At 68.9% G+C, this 17,781-nt stretch carries 10 protein-coding genes; 5 read left to right on the forward strand and 5 right to left on the reverse strand.

Annotated features, from left to right (window positions below):
* Positions 1-6: 6 nt before the first annotated feature.
* Positions 7-2,592 carry a cell cycle histidine kinase CckA gene (gene cckA / locus ACOYJQ_RS11010; RefSeq protein ID WP_433458403.1) on the reverse strand — a complete coding sequence of 862 codons (2,586 nt, stop codon included), beginning with the start codon at positions 2,590-2,592 and terminating at the stop codon, positions 7-9.
* 368 nt (positions 2,593-2,960) lie between these two features.
* Between cckA and ACOYJQ_RS11015 the strand changes: the two genes are divergently transcribed.
* Positions 2,961-4,367, forward strand: a complete 1,407-nt coding sequence (locus tag ACOYJQ_RS11015) for a hypothetical protein (RefSeq protein ID WP_433458405.1) — start codon at positions 2,961-2,963, stop codon at positions 4,365-4,367.
* Between the two features lie 199 nt (positions 4,368-4,566).
* On the opposite strand, the gene ACOYJQ_RS11020 is transcribed toward ACOYJQ_RS11015, so the two are convergent.
* A complete protein-coding gene (locus ACOYJQ_RS11020; protein WP_433458407.1) occupies positions 4,567-6,849 on the reverse strand; it encodes an NADP-dependent malic enzyme in 2,283 nt (760 codons plus the stop codon).
* Between the two features lie 216 nt (positions 6,850-7,065).
* Here ACOYJQ_RS11020 and mutS point away from each other — a divergent pair, with 216 nt between their 5' ends.
* From mutS to ACOYJQ_RS11040, 4 genes are all read left to right on the forward strand, one after another.
* Positions 7,066-9,819, forward strand: coding sequence for a DNA mismatch repair protein MutS (mutS, locus tag ACOYJQ_RS11025; RefSeq protein ID WP_433458409.1), 2,754 nt, complete (start codon positions 7,066-7,068; stop codon positions 9,817-9,819).
* 145 nt (positions 9,820-9,964) lie between these two features.
* Entirely contained in the window at positions 9,965-11,509 is a 1,545-nt protein-coding gene (locus ACOYJQ_RS11030; RefSeq protein ID WP_433458411.1) for a helicase HerA-like domain-containing protein, read from the forward strand.
* Positions 11,510-11,539: 30 nt separating this feature from the next.
* Positions 11,540-12,922, forward strand: coding sequence for a M20/M25/M40 family metallo-hydrolase (locus ACOYJQ_RS11035; RefSeq protein WP_433458413.1), 1,383 nt, complete (start codon positions 11,540-11,542; stop codon positions 12,920-12,922).
* 213 nt (positions 12,923-13,135) lie between these two features.
* Complete coding sequence (locus tag ACOYJQ_RS11040) at positions 13,136-14,491, forward strand: esterase-like activity of phytase family protein (protein WP_433458415.1); 1,356 nt, start codon at positions 13,136-13,138, stop codon at positions 14,489-14,491.
* 308 nt (positions 14,492-14,799) lie between these two features.
* On the opposite strand, the gene murJ is transcribed toward ACOYJQ_RS11040, so the two are convergent.
* From murJ to ACOYJQ_RS11055, 3 genes are all read right to left on the reverse strand, one after another.
* Positions 14,800-16,347 (reverse strand): murein biosynthesis integral membrane protein MurJ, encoded by a 1,548-nt coding sequence (gene murJ / locus ACOYJQ_RS11045; protein ID WP_433458417.1) that lies wholly within the window; start codon positions 16,345-16,347, stop codon positions 14,800-14,802.
* A 139-nt stretch (positions 16,348-16,486) separates the two neighbouring features.
* The gene (locus ACOYJQ_RS11050; RefSeq protein WP_433458419.1) at positions 16,487-17,284 is read right to left on the reverse strand and encodes a peptidoglycan-binding domain-containing protein; all 798 of its coding nucleotides are present in this window, start codon (positions 17,282-17,284) and stop codon (positions 16,487-16,489) included.
* Positions 17,285-17,416: 132 nt separating this feature from the next.
* Positions 17,417-17,779, reverse strand: a complete 363-nt coding sequence (locus ACOYJQ_RS11055; protein ID WP_433458421.1) for a response regulator — start codon at positions 17,777-17,779, stop codon at positions 17,417-17,419.
* Positions 17,780-17,781 lie beyond the last annotated feature (2 nt).

Here is a 17,781-nt window from a genome sequence, read left to right on the forward strand (position 1 = left end):
AATGCCTCACCCCAGCGCCTTCTTCACCGCCTCGCCGAGTTCCTTCAGCCCGAAGGGTTTGGGAAGGAAGGTGAAATTCTCGCCTTCCGGCAGATTCCGCTCGAAGGCGTCTTCCGCGTAGCCGGATACGAAGATCACCTTGAGGTCGGGGAAGCGCCGGCGCAGTTGCACGAGCAGCGTCGGGCCGTCCATTTCCGGCATCATCACATCGGAGACGACGAGATCGACGGGCGCGTCCAGCTTGTCGACGATGGCGAGCGCCTGCGCGCCGGAGGTCGCTTCCAGCACCGTGTAGCCGCGGGTGGCGAGCGCGCGGGCGGCGAACTTGCGCACCGCTTCCTCGTCCTCGACCAGCAGCACCGTGCCGCGCCCGGTGACATCGACGGCCTCCGGCTGCTTCTCCTTCACGGCGACGCGGGATTCCGTCCGCACATGGCGGGGCAGGAAGATGCGGAACGTGGTGCCTTCGCCCACCGCGCTCTCGCAGAAGATGAAGCCGCCGCTCTGCTGCACGATGCCGTAGACCATCGACAGGCCGAGCCCGGTGCCCTTGCCCACTTCCTTCGTGGTGAAGAACGGTTCGAAGATCTTGTCGAGCACCTCGGGCGGGATGCCGGTGCCGGTGTCCGACACCTCGATCAGCGCGTAATCGGCATGCGGCAGCGAGGCTTCGCTGTGGCCGTAGCGGGCGACGTCGGCGGCGGCCACGTTGGCGGTGGCGATGGTGAGCTTGCCGCCTTCCGTCATGGCGTCGCGGGCGTTGACGGCGAGGTTGATGACCGCCTGCTGGATCTGGTTGGCGTCGGCCTTCACCTCCCACAGGCCGCTGCCGTGGCGCAGGTCGAGCTCCACCCGCTCGCCGAGCAGCCGGCGCAGCAGCATGGACAGCTCGGTCAGCTCGTCGCCGAGCTGGACGACCTTCGGCCGCAGGGTCTGGCGGCGCGAGAACGCCAGCAACTGCCGCACGAGCGCGGCGGCGCGGTTGGCGTTCTGCTTGATCTGCATGATGTCCTGGAAGGCGGGATCGGTCGGCCGGTGGTTCGACAGCAACAGGTCGGAATAGCCGATGATGGCTTGCAGCACGTTGTTGAAATCGTGCGCCATGCCGCCGGCGAGCTGGCCGATGGCCTGCATCTTCTGCGCCTGCGCGAACTGGGCCTCCAGCGCGCGCTGCTCGGTGATGTCCAGCGCATAGACGATGGCGGCCTCGCCGTCGAGCTCGCCGTCGTCGATGCCGCTGAAGTAGAAGCGCGCCGAGCGCTCCGCCTGCCCCTTCTGCGCGGCTCCCGCCCCCTGCCCGGCGACGGTGACGTCGATGTGGGGGATGTCGCCGAGCCCTTCGGCGGCCTGATGCACGGCGCGCGCCAGCGCCTCGCGGTCGCGCGGGGCGACGGTGGCGAGGATGGAGCGGCCGGCGCCCGCCGGCGCCGGGGCCGCCGCGCCGCCGCCGAAGAGGCGGGCGAAGGAGGCGTTGGAACGCAGGATGACGCCTTGCCGGTCGACGGTGGCGATGGCCACCGGCGTGTTGTTGAAGAAGCGGGCGAAGCGGACCTCCGCCGCGCGCTGGCCTTCGGCCACGTCCTCGCCGGGGGAGCGGTTGAGCACCAGCGTGCGCGAGGGCGTCGGCCGCCCGTCGGCGTCGAAGGCGATGCGGTGGAAGAGGCGCACCGGCAGGCTCTGGCCGCCCCGCTTGCGCAGGTCGACGTCGAGCGTTTCCGTGCGTTCCGCGCCCGCCTCGCCGGTCACGGAGGCGATGAGCGCGGCGGCGTTGGGGGGCACCACCTCGGGCAGCGTCAGCCCGCCGGAGCCGACCTTGGCGAGATCGTGGTCGAGCCAGCGGGCGAGGGTCGCGTTCATGTAGACGATGTCGCCCTGCGCGGTGAGCGAGAGAAAGCCGGCGGGCGCGTGGTCGAGATAGTCGATGGCGTGCTGAAGCTCGCGGAACACGGCCTCCTGCCGCTCGCGGTCGCGGGTGATGTCGGCGACGCTCCACAGCGTCGCCCGCCGCCCGCGCGTGCGCGGCAGGGAGCGCACGCCGACCTTGAACCAGAGCGCCTCCGGCTGGCCGGGCGCTGTCTTGTGCGGCGGCGCTTGCGGGCGTTTCCGAACGACGCGGATTTCCTCGCAGGTGCTGCGTCCCTCGCGCGCCGCCTGCGCCAGGCGGTAGATCGCCTCGGCGATGTCGTCCGCGCCGTTGAACAGGCGCTCGATGGTGGGGGGGCCGGGCAGGTCGTCGCTTTTCAGTCGCCCGGCGAGGGCGCGGTAGGCCGCGTTCGTGTAGACGACGTGGCCGTCGCCCTCGACGGCGATCAGCCCCTCGTCGGCGGTATCGGCAAGCACCCGCGCGAGGTCGTCGCGCGAGCGCCCGGCAGGGTGAAACGCGCCGAGCGCCAGCGCCAGCGCGAGCGCCACGCCCAGCACGGCGCAGCCGGCGAGCGCGATGAGCACGGCGGGCTCGCCGGCGCTCCGGCCGCTGTAGACAATCCAGCCCGCCGCGCCGGCGAGGGCGATGCAGAGCATGACGACGATGGCGGCGTGCCACGCCCGCGGATCGGAACGGTCAATCGAATTGTCCACGCGCGTCTCACCCATGTTGCGGATGTTTCCTTGCCGCAAGTCCGCGATAACGATGCATACGGCCGAAGGTTCGCGGAGCGATCCCGCCGGCGCAATCGTCCGATAATCGTTTCATCATACAACAGAACGCTCGTATCAGGCAGGCGCGCACGCATCAATGCGCTCGCGACCGCGCCTTGCGGCGGTTCGGTGCGTCTGCCGGAGCGGCGGGGTCCCTGTTGCGTGAATCCCGCAGCTCCGCAATAAATTACAAGTGGATAATGAACGAATTGCATCTCGAGCGTTAAATGCGGTTTAACCGGCGGTAGCGGATACGCTATGGTAGAGATCGAAGTGTATATGGCCGGAAGTCCGGTGGTTCTGAGGCGGGAGGGAACGCGACCGTGCAGATATTCGGAAGCAATGCGCCGGCGGCGATTCAATATTTGCTCGCCTTTGTGATCATACTCGCCGTGCTTGCGGCCGTCGCGGCCGGATTGCGCCGAATCACGGGCGGGCGGTCCAGGGTGAGCCTCAACGGCGGCAGCGTTCGTCATCGCCAGCAGCGTCTCGGGGTCGTCGATGTCGTGGATATCGATTCGCAAAGGCAATTGCTGCTGCTGCGCCGCGACAACATCGAGCATCTCGTGCTCATCGGCGGGCCGAACGATCTGCTCGTCGAAAGCGGCATCGGCCGGCTCCACTACCGCGTTTCCGGCCCGCCGCCGGCGCCGCCTCAATCCCAGCCCCAGCCCCAGCCCCAGCCCCAGCCTCTTGCCGTCGAAGAGACGCCTCCGGTCGTCGATCTGCCGCCGCGCGGACCCGTGGCGCGCGATCCCTTCGCCGCCGACGCGGACCGGAAGCCGGATGCGGCCGGGGAGCGGGCTGCCCGCGTGCAGGAAGGATCGCCGGTCGCCGCGCGCGACGGGTTTGCATCCCGCCCGCTGACGACGCCCTCGCCTGCCTCGTTCCCGCCGCCGCCTTCCGCTCCCGGTCCGCTGGCGGCGGACCTGTCCCGTGTGCCGGATACGCCTCCGGCGGATGAGGCCGTTCCCGCGCCGACCGCGCGCGGCGGCGACAGGCTCGCCGGCCGGCCGGCGTCGGAGGAGAGCGAGCGCGGGCCGATCGGGCACATCACCGCCGTCGCGCGTCAGCTCGAGGAAGCGCTGAAGCGGCCGTTTTCCGCCGTCCGTCCGTCCGCCGCGGCGGGTGTCGATGTCGATGCGGGATTGACGGCCCGCGATGCCGGCGACGCCGATACGAACTTGCCGGAGGTGAAGAAGGCCCCGGAGGGGTTGTCGGCCTCCGCTCCCGCGACGGCGGGCGAAACGGCGTCTTCCGTGCCGGTGTTCCCTTTCGAGCCGCGCCCCAGGCCGGATGCGCACAAGCCCGCGGCGTTTCCGCCTCCGCCCCCGCCCGTGGCGTCGATGGGCGTTCCGCCCGCTTTTGCGTCGCGCGGCGTGACCGATGCGCCGAAGCCGCCGGTGCCGAACCTTCCGCCGATACGGGAAACGGCCGTGCGGAGCGAGCCGCTGTCCGACGCCAGGTCGCCGTTAGCGCCCGTCGTGCCGCCTCCGCCTGCCGCGCCGTCCGCGGCGGCATTCGATGAGCCCGTCGCGCCGCCGCCTGCGGAAGTGCCGCCGCCCGTTCCGCCGCGCCCGGCCGACAGCGACGCCGCGCCCGCGAAACCGGCGGCGCCGTCATGGACGTCCACACCGGCTGCGCCGTCGCTGGACCTGTCGTCGCTGGAGAATATCGAAGCGGAGTTCGCGCGTCTGTTGGGACGCTCTCCGACGAAGAAGGACAATTGACCGGCTGTTGAAAGGCGGGCGTTTCTGCCCGCCCGCATTCGGGAAGCGGCGTGCCGCTTCCCGTTTCGTTTCGGATCGCGCATGGAGCGGCGTGCATTCAAGTGGAATCGTCACGCCACTCCAAATTCTACTTTTTACCGCAACTTGCGTTCAAATCGACGGATCGACCTGAACGCAAACCGCTCTGGCCTGCGCGGCATTATCCGCCGATGTTGTAGGCGGCGAGCGCCGCGATGTTCACGATGTCGACGTCCTTCGCGCCGAGCGGGACGATCTGCACCGGCTTGTTCAGGCCGACGAGCAGCGGCCCGATGACTGTGGTCGCGCCGAGTTCCTGCAACATGCGCGTCGAGATCGACGCCGAATGCAGCGCCGGCATCACCAGCACGTTGGCGGGCTCCTTCAGGCGGCTGAACGGATAGAGCGCCAGCAGTTCGGGATTGAGCGCGACGTCGGCGCTCATCTCGCCATCGTATTCGAAACGCGCGCGCTGGCGGTCGAGAATGCGCACCGCCTCCTGCACATGGGTGGCGCGGTCCCCGCGCGGCTGGCCGAAGGTGGCGAAGGCGAGCAGCGCCACCCGTGGCTCGTAGCCGAGCCGCCGCGCCGCGCCCGCGGCTTCGGTCGCGATGGCCGCGAGGTCTTCCGCCGTGGGAAACTCGGTGATCGCAGTATCGGCGATCAGCACGGTGCGCCCGCGCGTCACCGCGATGGAGACGCCGAGCACGCGGTGGCCGGGGCGCGCGTCGATCACCCGCAGCACGTCGTCCAGCGCCGTGTGATAGTTGCGCGTCACGCCCGTGACCATGGCGTCGGCGTCGCCGTGCGCCACCATCGCCGCAGCGAAATGGTTGCGGTCCTGGTTGATGAGCCGCTGGCAGTCGCGCAGCAGATAGCCGCGCCGCTGGAGGCGCTGATAGAGATATTGCGTATAGAGCCGGTTGTTGGCCGACAGTGCCGCGTTGTGGATCTCGATGCCGGCGCGGCCGTCGATGTCGAGGCCGGCGGCGGCGGCCGTCTCGCGCACGCGCTCCTCGCGCCCCACGAGGATGGCGGTGCCGAGCCCTTGATGGACATAGGAGAGCGCCGCGCGAATGACAGCCTCCTCCTCGCCCTCCGCGAACACGACGCGCTTGGGAAAGCGGCGCACGCGCTCGAACACCGTGTTGAGCACGCTCACGACGGGGTCGCGGCGGGCGGACAACTGCGTGCGGTAGGCGTCGAAGTTCTCGATCGGCTTGCGCGCGACGCCCGTCTCCGCCGCCGCCCTGGCGACCGCGGGCGGCACGACGTGGATGAGGCGCGGATCGAAGGGAGCGGGAATGATGTAGTCGCGCCCGAAGCGGGGGCGCGCACCCTCGTAGGCGGCGGCCACCTCGTCGGGCACGTCCTCGCGCGCGAGCTGCGCCAGCGCATGCACGGCCGCCACCTTCATTTCCATGTTGATGGTGGTGGCGCGCACGTCGAGCGCGCCGCGGAAGATATAGGGAAAGCCCAGGACGTTGTTGATCTGGTTGGGATAGTCGGAGCGCCCGGTGGCCATGATGGCGTCTCCGCGCACCTTCGCCACTTCCTCGGGCGTGATTTCCGGGTCGGGATTGGCCATGGCGAAGATGATCGGGTTGTCGGCCATGCCCGCCACCATCTCCGGCGTCAGCGCGCCCTTGGCGGAGAGGCCGAAGAACACGTCCGCGCCGGCGACGGCTTCCGCCAGCGTGCGAGCCGGGGTGTCGGCCGCGTGGGCCGATTTCCACTGGTTCATGCCTTCCGTGCGGCCCTTGTAGATCACGCCCTTGGTGTCGCACAGGATGACGTTCTCGGGCCGGAAACCGAGCCCGCGGGCCAGCTCCACCGAGGCGATGCCGGCGGCGCCCGCGCCGTTGACCACGAGCCGCGCCGTGGCGATGTCGCGCCCGGTGAGATGCAGGGCGTTGAGGATGCCCGCCGCCGCGATGATCGCCGTGCCGTGCTGGTCGTCGTGAAAGACGGGGATGTCCATCAGCTCCTTGAGCCGCTCCTCGATGACGAAGCACTCGGGCGCCTTGATGTCCTCGAGGTTGATGCCGCCGAAGGTAGGTCCCAGATACCGCACCGCGTTGATGAAGGCATCCACGTCCTGCGTGTCGACTTCTAGGTCGAAGGCGTCGATGTCCGCGAAGCGCTTGAACAGGACGGCCTTGCCCTCCATCACCGGCTTGGAGGCCAGCGCGCCGAGGTTGCCGAGGCCGAGAATGGCGGTGCCGTTGGTGATCACCGCCACCAGATTGCTGCGGGCGGTGTAGTCGTAGGCGAGCGAGGGATTCTCATGGATGGCGCGCACCGGCACCGCGACGCCCGGCGAGTAGGCCAGCGACAGATCGCGCTGGGTCGTCATCGGCTTCGTGGCGACGACCTCCAGCTTGCCGGGGCGGCCGCGGGAATGGAAGTTCAGCGCCTCCTGATCGGTGAAGGTCAGGCGGGTTCTTGGCTTGCGATCTGTCATCGTGTGCGTGCTGCCTTGGGTGGAAACCGCCTCGCGCGGCTGGAAAGATCGGGTTGATCCGTTTCCCGGATCGTTACAAACGAAATCATATCGGCACGGAAGGCGAGGCTCAAGCCCGGTTCTCCACCGTTTCGTGCCGCCCCGCGCCCGCATGAGGATGAAAGCGGCACGCCGGTCTGTTAACCTTATGCCATGAGCCGAAATGCCACGAGCCAGATGCCCGCTGCTTCCCTTCTGCCTTCCGCCATCGATGGCCCCGCCGCGCAATCCCCCATGCTCGCGGTGGAAAAGCCTTCTCCGATGATGCAACAATATATCGAGATCAAGGTCGCTCATCCCGATACGTTATTGTTCTATCGTATGGGCGATTTTTATGAACTTTTTTTTGACGACGCGGAAGTCGCCTCCCGCACGCTGGGCATCGTGCTCACGAAACGCGGCAAGCATCATGGCGCGGACATCCCGATGTGCGGCGTTCCGGTCGACAAGGCGGAAGATTATCTGGAGCGCCTCATCGCCGCCGGCCACCGGGTCGCCGTGTGCGAGCAGACGGAAGACCCCGCCGAGGCGCGCAAGCGTGGTTCGAAGTCCGTGGTGCGGCGCGCGGTCGTGCGCCTGGTCACGCCCGGCACCATCACCGAGGATCGCCTGCTCGATCCCGGCCGGCCGAACTGGCTCGCCGCCGTGGCTCGCCGCCGTCTGTCGGAGCGCGCGGGAGGCCATGAATGGGCTTATGCGGTGGCCGCCGCCGACATTTCCACCGGGCGCTTCACCGTCGCCGAGGCGCGGGGCGCGGCGCTGACGGCGGAGATCGCCCGCATCGAGCCGCGCGAGATCGTCGTGCCCGACGCCATCCACGACGACGAGGGGCTGCGCGCCTTCTGGCACGAGCAGCGCGCCGCCGTCACGCCCGTGGCGCACGAGGGCGTGGATGCCGTCTCCGCCGCGCGGCGGCTGCGCGATTATTTCGGCGTGGCGGAACTCGACGGCTTCGGCCAGTTCACGCCGGCGGAACTGTCGGCCTGCGCCGCCATCGTCGCCTATGTGGAGCGCACGCAGCTCGGCTCGCGCCCGCCGCTGTCGCCGCCCACGCGCGGCGCGGACGGGGCGGGGCTCGCCATCGACGCCGCGACCCGCGCCAATCTCGAACTCACCCGCACGCTCTCGGGCGAGCGGGCCGGCAGCCTGCTCGCCGCCATCGACCGCACGTTGACGCCGGGTGGCGGGCGGCTGCTGGCGGAGCGTCTCGCCGGGCCGCTCGCCGACCCGCGCGCCATCGTCGCGCGCCTCGACTCCGTGGCGACGTTCGTGGCCGACGGGACGCTGCGCGAACGCCTGCGCGCGCTGCTGCGCGCCACGCCGGACACGGCGCGCGCCCTCGCGCGGCTCATGCTGGAGCGCGGCGGCCCGCGCGATCTCGCCACGGTCCGCGACGGTCTCGCCGCCGCCCGCACGTTGGCCGCTCATCTGGAGGCGGCCGATCTGCCCGCCGAACTCGCCGCCGCGCGCGCGGATCTCGCCGCGCCCGATCCGGCCTGGAGCGCCGCGCTCGCGGCGGCGCTCGCCGACGATCTGCCGCTGCTGAAGCGCGACGGCGGTTTCGTGCGCGCGGGCCACGACGCCGCGCTCGACGAGGCGCGGGAGTTGCAGGCGGATTCGCGAAAGGTCATCGCCGCGCTGCAATCGCGCTACGCGGAGGAGAGCGGCTGCCGGCAGCTCAAGGTGAAGCACAACAACCTGATCGGCTATTTCGTGGAAGTGCCGCAGGCGGCGGGCGAGGTTTTTCTGCGCGCGCCGCTGAACGGCACGTTCGTGCATCGCCAGACGATGGCCGGCACCATGCGCTTCTCGACGGTGGAACTCGGCGAGCTGGAATCGCGCATCGCCACCGCGGGCTCGCGCGCGCTGGCGATCGAGCACGCGGTGTTCGACCGGCTGGTCGGGGCGCTCGCCGGACACGCGGAGACGATCAAGCGGGCGGCGGATGCGCTCGCCGTCATCGATGTGGCGGCGGCGCTCGCCGACCTTGCCGCCGATCTCGGCTGGACGCGCCCGCATGTCGACGATGGCCTCGACTTTTCCATCATGGGCGGCCGCCATCCGGTGGTGGAGGCGGCATGCCGGCGCGCCGGCGTCGCCTTCGTGGCCAACGACTGCGATCTCTCGCCGCCGGGCGCGGCGAAAGCCGGGCGCATCACGCTCATCACCGGGCCGAACATGGCCGGCAAATCGACTTTCCTGCGCCAGAACGCGCTCATCGTGGTGCTGGCGCAGATGGGGGCCTTCGTGCCCGCAAAGGCCGCGCGCATCGGCGTCGTGGACCGCCTTTTCTCGCGCGTCGGCGCGGCCGACGATCTCGCGCGCGGGCGCTCCACCTTCATGGTGGAGATGATCGAGACGGCGGCGATCCTCAACCAGGCGGGCGAGCGTTCGCTGGTGATTCTCGACGAGATCGGGCGCGGCACCGCCACGTTCGACGGTCTGTCGATCGCCTGGGCGGCGATCGAGCACCTGCACGAGACGAACCGCTGCCGGGCGCTGTTCGCCACCCATTATCACGAACTCACCGCACTGGCCGACCGCCTCAAGCGCGTCTCCAACGCCACCGTGCGCGTTACCGAATGGCAGGGAGACGTCGTTTTCCTGCATGAAGTCGTGCCCGGAGCGGCCGACCGCTCCTATGGTATTCAGGTGGCTAAGCTTGCGGGTTTGCCGGCAAAGGTTATCGGCCGCGCGCGGGCGATTCTGACGGAGCTGGAAAAGAGCGAGCGGGAAAAGCCGGTCAGCGCGCTGATCGACGATCTGCCGCTTTTCGCCGCCTTCAACGCCGCGCCCGCGGCGGCGGCGTCCGAGCCGGCCGGTCCCGACCCGCTGCGCGAGGCGCTCGACGCCATTCATCCCGACGAGCTGTCGCCGCGCGAGGCGCTGGAGGCGCTCTACCGGCTCAAGGAGCTGCGCCGGCAGGACTAACGCCGGCACGACTGATACCGGCACGACTGATACCGGCGGGACTGATGCCGGCGGGACTTGCGCTACGGTGGAGCCGGTGAAAAAATGAATCGGCGTGACGGGCCCGGAAGGTTTTTCGGCGAGGGATTTTGCGAGGAATTGTTGCATGACGGGCGAGGGCATCTTTCTCGGCAAGGGCGAGGCCGGCGGCGGGGCGCAGACGCTGCTGCTGAGACGCGCCAACCGGCACGGCCTCGTCACGGGCGCGACCGGCACCGGCAAGACGGTGACGCTGCAAGTGTTGGCGGAAGGGTTTTCCAACGCCGGCGTGCCGGTCTTCGCCGCCGACATCAAGGGTGACCTGTCGGGGCTCGCCGCGCCGGGCAACGGTGCCGCGCCCTTCGTGAAACGCGCGGCGGAAATCGGCGTCGATTATGTGCCGGACAGTTTTCCCGTCACCTTCTGGGACGTGTTCGGCGAGCAGGGCCATCCGGTGCGCGCCTCGGTTTCCGACATGGGGCCGCTGCTGCTGTCGCGCCTGCTCGATCTCAACGAGACGCAGGAAGGCATTCTCAACATCGTCTTCCGCGTCGCCGACGAGCAGGGGTTGCTGCTGCTCGACCTCAAGGATCTGCGGGCGATGCTCGCCCATGTGGCGGAGAACGCGCCGCAACTCACCGTCCAATACGGCAATGTCGCGCGCCAGTCGGTGGGGGCGATCCAGCGCCGGCTGCTGGTGCTCGAAAACCAGAATGCCGAAAAATTCTTCGGCGAGCCGGCGCTCGACATCGCCGATCTCATCCGCACCGACCGCGACGGGCGCGGCATCGTCAACATCCTGGCCGCCGACCGGCTGATGAACAATCCGCGTCTCTACGCCACGTTCCTGCTGTGGCTGCTGTCGGAGCTGTTCGAGCACCTGCCGGAAGTGGGCGATCCCGACAAGCCGGTGCTGGTGTTCTTCTTCGACGAGGCGCATCTGCTGTTCGACGGTGCGCCGAAGGCGCTGCTGGAGGCGGTGGAGCGGGTCGTGCGCCTCATCCGCTCCAAGGGCGTCGGCGTCTATTTCGTGACGCAGAATCCGCTCGACATTCCCGACGCGGTGCTCGGCCAGCTCGGCAACCGCGTGCAGCACGCGCTGCGCGCCTATACGCCGCGCGACCAGCGGGCGGTGCGGGCGGCGGCGGAGACTTTCAGGCAGAATCCGGCCTTCGACACGCAACAGGCGATCACGGAGCTTGGCGTGGGCGAGGCGCTGGTGTCGCTGCTCGACGCGAAGGGCGCGCCGGAGATCGTCGCCCGCACGCTGATCGCCCCGCCCGCCGCCCGCGTCGGGCCGCTGACGGCCGCGGAGCGCGCGGAGGCGATTGCGCGCAGCCTGATGCGCGGGCGCTACGATACGGCCATCGACCGCGAATCGGCCTACGAGGTGCTGACGAACCGCACCCGCGAGACGGCGGATTCCGCCGGCGCGCCGCCGGGCGAGGCGGGCGTGCTCGGCGACATCGGCGGTCTGCTCGGGTCGATCTTCGGCACGTCGCGCCCGCGCGGGCAACGGCTGTCGACGGGGCAGACGATCGCGCGCGACGTCACGAACCAGGTGCTCGGCCAGCTCGCCGCCAGTGTCGGCCGCAGCCTCGGCGGGCAGACGGGCAGCAGCATCGGCCGCGCCATCGTGCGCGGCACCCTGGGCGGCATCCTGCGCCGCTGAAGGCCGGTCATTCAGGAAGGACCATCAATCATGTCGCAGCTCGACGCCGTTCTGGCGCATATCGACGATAATCTCGACGCCTCGCTGGAGCGCCTGTTCGCGTTCTTGCGCATCGCCTCCATCTCGACCGATCCGGCGCACAGGGACGAGTGCCGCCGGGCGGCGGAGCATGTGCGCGCGGAACTGGCCGGGCTCGGCTTCACCGCCGACGTGCATGCGACGCCCGGCCATCCGGTCGTGCTCGGCGCGACGGCGGGGCGCGCGGACACGCGCGTGCTGTTTTACGGCCATTATGACGTGCAGCCCGTCGATCCGCTGGAATTGTGGAACACGCAGCCCTTCGAGCCGCAGCTCGAAACCCTGGCTGACGGCAGCAAGCTGATCCGCGCGCGCGGCGCGGCCGACGACAAGGGCCAGATCCTCACCTTCCTGGAGGCCGTGCGCGCCTGGAAGGCCGTCACCGGCGCGCTTCCGGTCGGCGTCACCGTGCTGATTGAGGGCGAGGAGGAGGTGGGCTCCGTCAACCTGCCCGCCTTCGTGGACGCTCATCTGGAGAATCTGCGCGCGGACGCCGTGCTGGTGTGCGACACCAACCGCTGGGACGACGACACGCCGGCCATCACCACGGGCCTGCGCGGCCTCGTCCACGACGAGATCGTCATCCGCACGGCCGACCGCGACCTGCATTCGGGCCTGTTCGGCGGCGCGGCGCAGAACGCCGTTCATGTGCTGGCGCAGGTCATCGCCGCGCTGCGCGAGGCGGACGGGCGCATCGCCGTTCCCGGCTTCTACGAGGGCGTGCCGGAGGTGCCGGAGGACGTGCGCGCCCAATGGCGCGGGCTGGGTCTCGATGCGCAAACGTTTCTGGGGCCGGTCGGCCTTTCGGTGCCCGCCGGCGAGAAGGACCGCGACGTGATCGAGCAGATCCAGTCGCGCCCCGCCTTCGACATCAACGGCATCATCGGCGGCTATACGGGCGAGGGCTCGAAAACCGTCATTCCGGCCGAAGCGTCCGCCAAGATCACCTTCCGCCTCGTCGGCGACCAGAACCCGGCCAACGTGCGCGACGCCTTCCGCGCCTTCGTGCGCCGCCTCATCCCCGCCGACGCTTCCGTGACGTTCGGCTCCGGCGACGGCGCGCCCGCCGTTTCCGTGCCGCTCGACAGTCCCTGGCTCGCGAAGGCGTCCCGCGCGCTCGCCGACGAGTGGGGCCGGCGGCCCGTCACCATCGGCGGCGGCGGCTCCATCCCGATCATCGCCACCCTCAAGCATGCGCTCGGCGCCGAGCCGCTGCTGGTCGGTTTCGGGCTGGAGGATGACCGAATCCATTCCCCGAACGAGAAGTACACGTTGAAAAGCTTCCACAAGGGCGCACGCTCATGGGCGCGTATCCTTCAGGCCCTTGCGGAATAAGGGTATTTATCCGGCACGCGAAATGTCACCTTTCCGTCTCCGAAGTTTTAACACGGCGACATGAAAGCATCGGATCAAGGACCCCAGAGCGTTTTCGCGCGAAGTGGACACCGCTTCGCGTGAAGAAAACGCGTCACCTCGGAACATGGAGCGTTTCCGCTGATCTTCGGACAGCGGAAACGTTCCGGTGATCCGTCGCAACAGGGGTTTCCGATGCGTCTTTCCTCTTCCGTGTTCAGCGCCGTTCTGTTCGCCGCGCTGGTGGCCTCGCCGGCCATGGCCCAGCAGGAGTTTTCCGCCACCCTCAAGGGCCATGCGTTCCTGCCGGCCCACACCATCATCAATCCGCCGGCCGATGCGCCGGTGGACATGCGCGTCGTCGGCAAATACGCCACCGGCAAGCCGACCCGCGTCGACGAGCCCGAGAGCGTCGAGGGCATCAACGACGGCCGCCCCACCGGCATCAGGTTCCCCTTCAAGGGCCAGCCGGTGCAGGGCCATTCCGGCATCAAGGCCGACCGTGACGGCACCTTCTGGGTGATCACCGACAACGGCAGCGGCAACAAGGCCAACTCGCCGGATTCCGGCCTGTTCTTCCACCATTACGACATCGACTGGAAGACCAACGCCGTCAAGCGCCTCAAGACCACGTTCCTGCACGACCCGGACAAGAAGATTCCCTTCCGCATCGCGCAGGAAGGCACCGAGAAGCGCTACCTGACCGGCTCCGACCTCGATCTCGAATCCTTCCAGCCCGTGCGCGGCAAGATCTGGTTCGGCGAGGAGTTCGGCCCCTATCTCATCCGCACCGACCGCGACGGCAAGGTCGAAGCCTTTTTCGAGACGGAAGTCGACGGCAAGGTCGTCCGCTCGCCGGATCATTACAACGTCCGCACGCCGGGCGCGCCGGGCGCGGTCGCCTTCGAGGTGCGCCGCTCGAAGGGTTTCGAGGGCATGGCCGCCTCGCCGGACGGCAAGTTCCTGTACCCGCTGCTCGAAGGCGCGCTGTGGGACGCCGGCACGAACGCCACCGAGAAGCAGGACGGCAAGGAATATCTGCGCATTCTCGAGTTCGACGTGGCCAATGAGAAGTGGACCGGCCGCTCGTGGAAGTACCCGCTGGAGGCGAACGGCCTTTCCATCGGCGATTTCAACATGATCGACGCCACCCATGGCCTGATCATCGAGCGTGACGACACCGAAGGCACGGCGAGCAAGGCTTGCCCCGCCGGCGAGAAGCGCAAGGATTGCTTCGCGACGCCCGCGAAGTTCAAGCGCATCTACAAGATCGAGCTTACCGGCGAGAACGCCGGCCAGAACGTTCGCAAGATCGGCTACATCGACCTGATGAAGATCCAGGACCCGGACAAGGTCGCCGTCAAGGGCGAGAAGAACGGCACGCTGGACTTCCCCTTCTTCACCATCGAGAACGTCGATATCGTCGATGACAGCCATATCATCGTCGGCAACGACAACAACCTGCCCTTCTCGGCAAGCCGCGACCCGAACAAGGCGGACGACAACGAGTTCGTCCTGCTCGAAGTCAAGGATTTCCTCGCCGCCAAATAATTTCGGGATCTGGCGTTAGAGCAGTTTGCGTTCAAGTCGATCGAATTGAACACAAGTTGCGGTAAAATATAAATTTGGAGCGGCGTGACGATTTCATTTGAATGCACGCCGCTCTAGAGCGTTTTCAAGCAAAGTGGATACCGCTTTGCGTGAAGAAAACGCGTCAAGTCAATAAGATAGAGCATTTCGGCGTTTCAACGAAACGCCGAAATGCTCTAATGTCCGTGCAGCGGCGTCTTGCTTCGTTCCGGGGCGGGGCGCCCGGCATTGAAGCTCAAAGCCCCGGCAGCATCTCGCCGGGGCTTTTTTCATCGCCGCCGCAGCGGCAATGGCACGCGCAGGACTTTCAACGCGATGACGAGCGCCGCGCCGTAGGCGGCCGCGCCCGTCAGCGCGACGATGCCGAGAAGGGCGATCGTCTGGAAATGGGGCAGGGCGGCGACCCACGGCGTCGCGAGCCGCTCCGCGCCCCATGCCGTCACGGCCAGCAGACCGCTTGCCAGCACCACGCCCGCGAGCGTGCGCGCCAGCCTGCCGTCGGGCGCGCTCCAGCCCTTGCGCACCGCGAGAATGTACAGCAGGCCGCCGTTGACCCATGCGCCGGCAGCGGTCGCCAGCGCGAGGCCGGGCGCGCCGAATCCCTCGATCAGAAACCCGCCCGTCAGGGCGATCTTGAGCGCCAGATTGACCGCGATGCCGATGAGCGACACCACGGCGGGGGTGGCCGTATCGAGCCGCGCGCGAAAACTCGCCACCAGCGAGGGAATCGCCACGATGGCCGGCAGGCCGATCGCATAGGCCGCCAGCACCGCGCCCGCCGCCTGCGCGTCCGCCGGCGTGAACGCCCCGCGCCCGAACAGGGCGCCGATGATGAGATCGGGCACCACCAGAAAGGCCGCCATGCACGGCAACCCGAGCGCGAGCGAGAGCATGAGCGTGCGGTTCTGCGCGCCGTGGGCGGCATCCGCGCGGTCGGCGGCGACGAGACGGCTCATCTCCGGCAGCAGCACCGTGCCGGCGGCGATGGCGATGACGCCGATGGGCAACTGGTAGAGCCGGTCGGCGTAATAGATGGACGACACGGCGCCTGTCGGCAGCAATGAGGCGATGACGGTATCCGCGAAAAGCGCGATCTGCACGCCGGCAGAGCCGATGATGGCCGGCCCCAGCGCCTTGAGAAAGGCGCGCATGTCGGTGTCGAGGCGCGGGCGGGCGAAGCGCGGCGCGATGCCGGCGCGGCGCGCGTCGCTATAAACGAGCGCCAGTTCCAGCACGCCCGCGACCGCGACGCCCCACGCCGCCGCATGGCCGGACGAGGGAAACAGGAAGGCCAGCGCCAGCGCCGCCACGATGGCGACGTTGAGCAGGATCGGCGCGCCGGCGGCGGCGGCGAAACGCCCTACGCCGTTGAGCATCCCCGAGACCAGCGTCACCAGTGTGACGAAGAAGAGATAGGGAAAGGTAATGCGCGCCAGGGTCACGGCAAGCGAGAATTTTTCCGGGTCCGCCGAGAAGCCGGGCGCGAGCAGCCCCACCACCTGCGGCATGAAGGCGAGCGCCAGCGCCAGCATGAGCGTCTGGAGGATGACCATCGCCGTCCAGACATTATCCGCGAAACGGCGCGCCGCGTCCGCGCCGGTCATCTGGTGCAGGCGCGTGAAAACCGGCACGAAGGCGGCGTTGAAAGCGCCTTCGCCGAAGATCGCGCGAAAGTGGTTCGGCAGCCGCAGGGCGACGAAGAAGGCATCGGCGATCAGCCCCGCGCCGAGCAGCGCGGCCGTCGCCAGATCGCGCACCAGGCCGGTGACGCGCGACAGCAAGGTGAAGCCGCTGACGGAAATGAAGTGCCTGAGCATGGTGCGGTCAGTCTGGGGCAGTTTGCGCTCAAGCCGATCAATCGATTTGAACGCAAGTTGCGGTGAGGTGCGAAATCCGGAGCGGCATGACGATCCCACTTGAATGCGCGCCGCTCCAGCGCCATCAAGTCCGGCGCCATCAGTCCAGCGTCATGCCGGCCGCCACCGCCAGCGCCCGGCGCATGGCGATATTGGCCGGATCGCCCGTCTGCGGCAGGCCCTCCAGTTTCTCGAAGGCCATGATGGCCTGCCGGGTGGCGGGGCCCATCAATCCGTCGGCGGTGATGGCGTAGCCGAGCTTGACGAGCGCCTTCTGCACGGCGAGCACGCCGGCGGGCGCACCCGCCGGCTTCGCCTCGCGCGGCGGCGCGCCCGTGGCGAGGAGATGGGCGATGGGGTCGTTCGCGGCGGGTGCGGCGTCGATGACCGTGGCGGCGCCGCCGCGCCTTGGCGGCTGCGGCTGCGCCGCCGTTGTCTCTGCGGGCGTATCTGCCGGCAAGGATGCTTTCGCCGGCAAGGACATTTCGGCCGGGCGCGGTGCGGGCGGCAGCGGAACGGGCTTCGCCGGCGCGCGCGGCGCGGAGGGGGCCGCCGTTTCCCTGCCCGCGCCGAACAGCGGCGAGGGATGCGTTGTTTCCTGAAGGAAGGCGGCGTTGACGATGATCGCCACGGCCATCGCCGTGCCCGCGATGCCGCCGCCGAGCGCCGCCGGATAGCGTTTCAGCGCGCCGAGGCACGCTGCCGCCACCGTTATCGTCACCGTCACGCCGAGCGCCGCGATGCCTGCCGCCATGTCGAGCGTGCGCCTTGCCGGGGAGGGCGGGCGTTGCGGGGCGCGGCGCGCGCGCGCGGCTGGCGATGCCGGTCCGCGCGTGCGTTCCGGCGCGGGCGCGCGCCTGACGGCATCGAAGTCGGAGCGGGCGAGAGCTTCACGCACGGGTCTGATCGTTTCCTTCACGGGGCGCGGCCCCGCTGGTGGGGCGGGGCGATTCCATCGCCGGCGAGTATGGCACGGCAGGTTTAAGCGAACGCTAAAGGTTCCGCCACTGAAGGTTCCTGCGGGCGGATATCATGAGGCCAGCGCCTGCGCGACATGGGCGCGCAACTCCCCCAGCGTGAAGGGCTTCAGCATGATGCCGGCGAGATTGGCGAGCCCCTGCGCGCGCTCGTGCTGGTCGGAATAGCCGGTCATGATGAGGATCACGAGGCCGGGCCATTGCGCGGCGGCGGCCTGCGCCAGCGCGATGCCGTCCATCAGCGGCATGCGCACGTCGGTGAGCAGCAGGTCGAACGCGCCGTGCGCGGCGGTCAGCACATCCAGCCCTTCCGCGCCGTCGCCCGCGGTCTCGACGTCGTGGCCGTCGAGTTCCAGCCCGCGCTTGAGAAAGCCGCGCACGCTGGCCTCATCGTCGACGAGCAGGATGCGCGCCATGG

It is taken from the genome of Pseudochelatococcus sp. (genome assembly GCF_050946405.1).
GTDB lineage: Bacteria > Pseudomonadota > Alphaproteobacteria > Rhizobiales > Beijerinckiaceae > Pseudochelatococcus.

What these genes read in the sequence shown, in the direction of transcription:
- cckA (WP_433458403.1), bottom strand. Translation starts at nt 2,592, where the DNA reads ATGGGTGAGACGCGCGTGGACAATTCGATTGACCGTTCCGATCCGCGG.
- ACOYJQ_RS11020 (WP_433458407.1), bottom strand. Translation starts at nt 6,849, where the DNA reads ATGACAGATCGCAAGCCAAGAACCCGCCTGACCTTCACCGATCAGGAG.
- mutS (WP_433458409.1), top strand. Translation starts at nt 7,066, where the DNA reads ATGCCCGCTGCTTCCCTTCTGCCTTCCGCCATCGATGGCCCCGCCGCG.
- ACOYJQ_RS11030 (WP_433458411.1), top strand. Translation starts at nt 9,965, where the DNA reads ATGACGGGCGAGGGCATCTTTCTCGGCAAGGGCGAGGCCGGCGGCGGG.
- ACOYJQ_RS11035 (WP_433458413.1), top strand. Translation starts at nt 11,540, where the DNA reads ATGTCGCAGCTCGACGCCGTTCTGGCGCATATCGACGATAATCTCGAC.
- ACOYJQ_RS11040 (WP_433458415.1), top strand. Translation starts at nt 13,136, where the DNA reads ATGCGTCTTTCCTCTTCCGTGTTCAGCGCCGTTCTGTTCGCCGCGCTG.
- murJ (WP_433458417.1), bottom strand. Translation starts at nt 16,347, where the DNA reads ATGCTCAGGCACTTCATTTCCGTCAGCGGCTTCACCTTGCTGTCGCGC.
- ACOYJQ_RS11055 (WP_433458421.1), bottom strand. Translation starts at nt 17,779, where the DNA reads ATGGCGCGCATCCTGCTCGTCGACGATGAGGCCAGCGTGCGCGGCTTT.